General features: G+C 54.8%; 5 protein-coding genes. All 5 read left to right on the top strand.

Annotated elements, in window-relative coordinates:
- Positions 1-545 (top strand): hypothetical protein (locus IF809_RS37900; RefSeq protein WP_462840025.1); only part of this gene is annotated, 545 nt, incomplete at its 5' end.
- A complete protein-coding gene (locus IF809_RS37895) occupies positions 538-1,854 on the top strand; it encodes a hypothetical protein (protein ID WP_462840024.1) in 1,317 nt (438 codons plus the stop codon). The genes IF809_RS37900 and IF809_RS37895, both read left to right, overlap by 8 nt.
- Positions 1,855-1,856: 2 nt before the next feature.
- Positions 1,857-2,510, top strand: coding sequence for an acyltransferase (locus IF809_RS37890; protein ID WP_462840023.1), 654 nt, complete (start codon positions 1,857-1,859; stop codon positions 2,508-2,510).
- Between the two features lie 52 nt (positions 2,511-2,562).
- Positions 2,563-3,816 (top strand): glycosyltransferase family 4 protein, encoded by a 1,254-nt coding sequence (locus IF809_RS37885; protein ID WP_462840022.1) that lies wholly within the window; start codon positions 2,563-2,565, stop codon positions 3,814-3,816.
- Complete coding sequence (locus IF809_RS37880) at positions 3,813-4,958, top strand: N-acetyl sugar amidotransferase (RefSeq protein ID WP_462840021.1); 1,146 nt, start codon at positions 3,813-3,815, stop codon at positions 4,956-4,958. The genes IF809_RS37885 and IF809_RS37880 overlap by 4 nt, the downstream gene beginning before the upstream one ends.
- Positions 4,959-5,123 lie beyond the last annotated feature (165 nt).

Genomic DNA, 5,123 nt, shown 5'->3' with positions numbered 1-5,123 from the left:
ACGTTGACCTGGTGCTGACCTCTCAGGGACTGGATACTGAAAGACTGGTCTGCTGGATCAAGGCTATGGCTAGCGCGGCACCCTCTACGCTAAATTGGCGGCTTTCCATCAAGCTGCATCCAGTCTACGACCAGAATCCCGACCAATTTGCGAACATCCGCTCGGATGAGAGAATTCGTTTGATTAAAGGCGCCGACCTCCCAAACGTGTTCGATCTGCTTGCGGACGCAGATCTGCACTTGAGCATTGCATCTGCGTGTCATTTCGATGCCGCAGCGCTTGGCGTGCGGACGGTCGTTCTTCCTCTTGCTGGCCATGAAATGCTTCTGCCGGCTGTGGACTCTATCCATGTGTTTCTGGCGATGAATCCTGCCGACGTGTGGGAGATCATTGAATTGCCAGTTACCTTTGGTGAGGAAGAGACGTATCGCTTCTCGGAACCAGGATTCGTCAACAATATGCGAAAGCTGTTGGTCCACCTTGAGCGTGCTGCCAGTCAATCGCGGTCGACAAATCGGGGCGAATTCGCCAACGCTGATGTCTGATTTGACCGCGACTTCGCTAGTCCCTTCGCACGCGGTTGATCAGGAGGCGTCACGCGCAAGCCGGAATCGTGCTGCCTTGTTCTTCTGTTCTGCGTCGCTTGTCCTGAGTTTGCAGGTCGGACAGCTCACGACGTTCGGCCGAGACACGTGGCAGTATCTCGCCTATCTCGCGTTGGCGATCGGCGTTCCAATGTGGAGTCTTCCGGAAATCACGCGCGCGTTGTTTGAGCGTGGCAAGCCTTTGTTGTTGTTGTGTATAGTGGGAAGCGCTTGGCAGTTTTATGTGGGAGACATCCGCGCCGTAGCACAACTGGGGCTGCTCGTTTTCGTGACAGGATGGCTGTTGACGGAGCGCGTGCAATTGGACGTCCGCGATGTCATTCGGCTCTACTTTATTCTGTTGCTGGCCGGTGCGGCAATCCTGTGCTTTACCGATTGGAACCCTTACAGCCTGCTTCCGGGCAGAGCGCATCCGATTTATGGAACTTGGAGGGTCTCTTTTTTTCCGAACATTGCCTATTCCGGCATTCTGTCACTTGCGCTGCTGCTGATTTTGACGAGCCACCCCAAATTGGTGCGTTCGTATCCGATCGTATGCGCCGTCGCGTTGTATTTTCTCGTTTTCTCTTTCGTTCGCGCTGCCGCCGTTGCTTTGCTCTTGTACGCCGCGCTTCGGGTTTGGTTCAGCCGGTGGTCGACGCCACGCCCTTATTGGATGTTCTGGATCGCTCTGTTGACCGGCTTTGGGTTTGTTCTTTTGACTGTCGCGTCAGCAAGCGTCATCTTTGAAATCCAGAATTTCCCTGGCATATCGGCGCTGCTATTGCGAGGTGAAACAGGTCTCTCGATCGACCAGATCTCCTATCAGCTTTATCGCCCCTGGCTCTGGAGCCAGCAATTCAAGCTGTTCCTCTCCAGTCCATTGCTGGGTGGCTGGGGAAGTTCCGATTTCTACAATCTTGTCGCCACGAGTATGGAAAACCCGGAAACGGTTCTCATCAGCGGAGGTAGCGAGGCGCTGCCAACGAGACTCCTTTTCATGTTCGGCCTGCCTGGCTCCCTTTTCACCGTGTTTTTGGTCGCGCGCCTGAGGAGCCTTGCTTTGCAAGACGATCGCTGGGCATGTGCCTGCTTTCCAGCGTTGTTTTCGCTCATGATGAGTTGGGGAAGTGTTTTTCACCCGTCGGACGGTCTATTCGTGATCTTGGTCTTGATCATGATACGGGGGACAAAGGGATTTATCGGTGACGTCTCGCCACTCGCGCAAGGCTCGGAAATGAAGTCCCAACTTGGTGACGCGGAACAGTAGCAATGAACAACACGACCGTCTTTATTCATCCGAGTGCCGTTGTCGATGCAGGCGCCAGAGTCGGCGACTATACCTCAATCTGGCACTTCTCACATCTTGAGGCCGGCGCAGTCGTCGGCGAAAACAACAATCTCGGCCAGAATACCTACATCGGAAATTCCGCTGTCGTCGGAAACGGGTGCAGGCTCGGGAATTCTGTCTCTGTCTTTTCGCACGTCGAACTTGAGGATTTTGTGTTCTGTGCACCATTCATGGTGTTCACGCACATAGCCTTTCCACGCGCGGCAATTAATAGGCGGGAAGTTTTTAAGAAGACGCTTGTTAGAACGGGCGCCACCCTGGGAGCCAATTCGACGGTCGTTCCGGGAATTACAGTTGGCAGCGGGAGCTTTCTTGGTGCTGGCGCAGTTCTAACCAATAGCACAAAAGATTGGTCCCTTATGCTTGGGGCGCCCGCGCGTCAGAAGGGGTGGGTGAGCGCGTACGGTGAGAAAATCGACCTTCCGCTGGCCGGATCAGGCGAATGGCGGTGCGTGCACACAGGCGATGTGTACGTCCTCAGCGGCGATCAGCTTTCTAGGCAACCGGGCCCCAAGGACATTTTGCGCTACTTACCAGGGCAAAAGCTCGAGCGATTTCGGGTCTCGGCGAGATGACCATGAACTCTGTAGGGATCCTGCTGTCATCGCGTCTTGCGGAGCGGAATCGATGAAGGTGTTGTACGTGGACGGAGACGGGCCACTCGGCGGGGCTTCACGAAGCCTTTTCGAAATTGTGAGGCCGCTGGCAACGGATGCCATAGAGCCTTACTTTGTCGCCGTGGAGGGGACTGCGTTGAACTTCTATTCGCAGATCTCGAAAGAGATGGTCGTCACGCGCGGGCTCACCAAATTCGACAACACTCGTTACAGCTACTACCGCGGGGTGCGCTGGCTGATCTTGATGCGGGAGATTTTCTACCTTCCGTTCACCTTTATCGCGCTGATCAAGGCTCGACGGCGCTGGAAGAAGATCGATGTCATTCACATCAATGAAGTCCTGTGCATCATTCCGGGACTGTTGGCCCGCTCGCTTTTCAGGGCGCCGCTGATTGTTCACGTCCGCTCACCAGCCCGCCTGGACGAAAAATCCCTAAGGTGCCGGTGGTTGTTTGGAACACTACGCAAGTATGCGGCGGCAATCATAGCGATCAACGAGACGACAAGAGCAACGTTGCCGGATTGGTTGAACGTTGATGTCATCCAGAACTCGTTCACGCCAATGATGCTCGCCCAGCCCGACCCGGCGATGCAATCGAAGCTTGCTGCACTTCGGCCCACATCGTTGAAAGTTGGGTTCGTTGGGAATTTGCATCGTTCAAAGGGGTTATTCGATCTGCTCGAGGCGGCGAAGCTGGTTAGGGCGGCCGGCCGAGACGTCGAGTTTGTGGTGGTCGGCGGTACGACGGTGAAAGACTCAGGCTTTAAGGCGAGGCTTCTCGCCGCCGCGGGACTTGCGCAGAATGTGCAGGAGGAACTGGCAATCCGGGTCCGTGATGAGGGGCTGTCGGATATCTTTCATCTATTGGGGCCTACGATCGACATTCAACGCGTCTACCAGCGGATCGATGTGATCGCCTTCCCGTCTCATTTTGATGCGCCGGGACGACCCGTCTTCGAGGCTGCTTTTTCCTCAGTGCCATCGATTGTGGCAATCGAAAACCCGTTTCCTGACACATTGATAGACGGTGAGACGGGGCTGGCTGTCCCCGGAAGGAATCCGCAGAAGCTCGCCGATGCAATCCTGCACTTTGCCGACGCACCGGACGAAGTGCGGCGGATGGGCGCCAACGCGAAGCGACTTGCCGAAACCAACTTCATCCCTAGCCGGAACGCGAAGAAACTTCTGGCGATTTACACGCGAGTGGTCCAAAACCACAGTCCTCTCTCAGCCGAAACACAGCACCCAAGCGCTACAGTATGAATACTTCAAAGCGTACGTACCAGATCTGTACGAACTGCATCATGGACACGTCCGACTCGAAGATCAGCTTTGATCAGAGGGGCCGGTGCGACTATTGTAATAATTACCACGTGAATATCCTGCCCAATTGGCATCCGGATGCGCGCGGCGAAAGTGAGATGCTTTCGATAGCCGAAAGGATTCGTAAAGAAGGCCGAGGGCGAGACCACGACTGCATTATTGGGGTGAGTGGCGGCGTCGATAGCTCGTATGTCGCGCTGCTCGCCAAGGAGAAGCTCGGGCTACGGCCCTTGATCTTTCACGTTGACGCCGGCTGGAATTCGCAGCAATCGGTCAATAACATAGAGAAACTGGTCGATGGGCTCGGGCTTGATCTCCACACGGAGGTAGTCGACTGGGAGGAGATGAAGGACCTCCAGCGGGCCTTCTTTATGGCTCAAGTACCTCACCTCGATACGCCTCAAGATCATGCCTTCTTTGCCGGTCTCTACAACTTTGCGGCGGCTCACGGCTTCAAATACGTCATCACCGGAGCGAATTTCTCGACCGAGTGTGTACGCGAGCCGCTGGAATGGCACTACCACGCGACAGATTTGCGCCAGCTGAAGGATATTCATTCGCAGTTTGGATCGCGCGAGCTGAAGACCTTTCCGCTCACGGATATCTTCACTCACAAACTCTACTATCCCTTCGTCAAGGGAATGCGGGTTATCAAACCGCTCAACAATTTTCGGTATGTCAAAGATGAGGCGATGCAGGAGCTCGCCGATCGCTTCGGCTGGCAGAAATATGCCCACAAGCACTATGAATCCCGGTTTACGCGCTTCTACGAAGGTTACTGGCTTCCGATCAAATTTGGCTTCGACAAGCGTCGAGCTCACTTTTCGAGCCTGATCCTCACCGGCCAGATGAGCCGAGAGGAGGCAATCGAGAAAATTGCCAAACCTGCGTACGACGAAAACACGATCGAACATGAATTTGAGTATGTTGCGCACAAGCTCGATTTTACCGTGGACGAACTGCGCGCGCTGATGAATGGGCCGAACAAGAGTTATAGGGACTACAAGCACAGCATGTTCATGATCGATTTGGGCACGAAGGTCCTCCGGATCTTGGGCGTGCAGAAGATGATGGTCAGATGATTTGCATTGTCGATTATGGCCTTGGCAACGTCACAGCGTTTGCAAGCGTGTACAATCGAGCGAATATGGAGGTTTCGATCGCCCGAAAAGCGGCTGACCTCAAGGTCGCCTCGAAGCTGATCCTTCCTGGCGTCGGGCACTTCGATCATGCGATGCGCCTATTGC

It is taken from the genome of Bradyrhizobium sp. UFLA06-24 (genome assembly GCF_054967145.1).
This window is presented reverse-complemented; position numbering and strand designations above follow the sequence as displayed.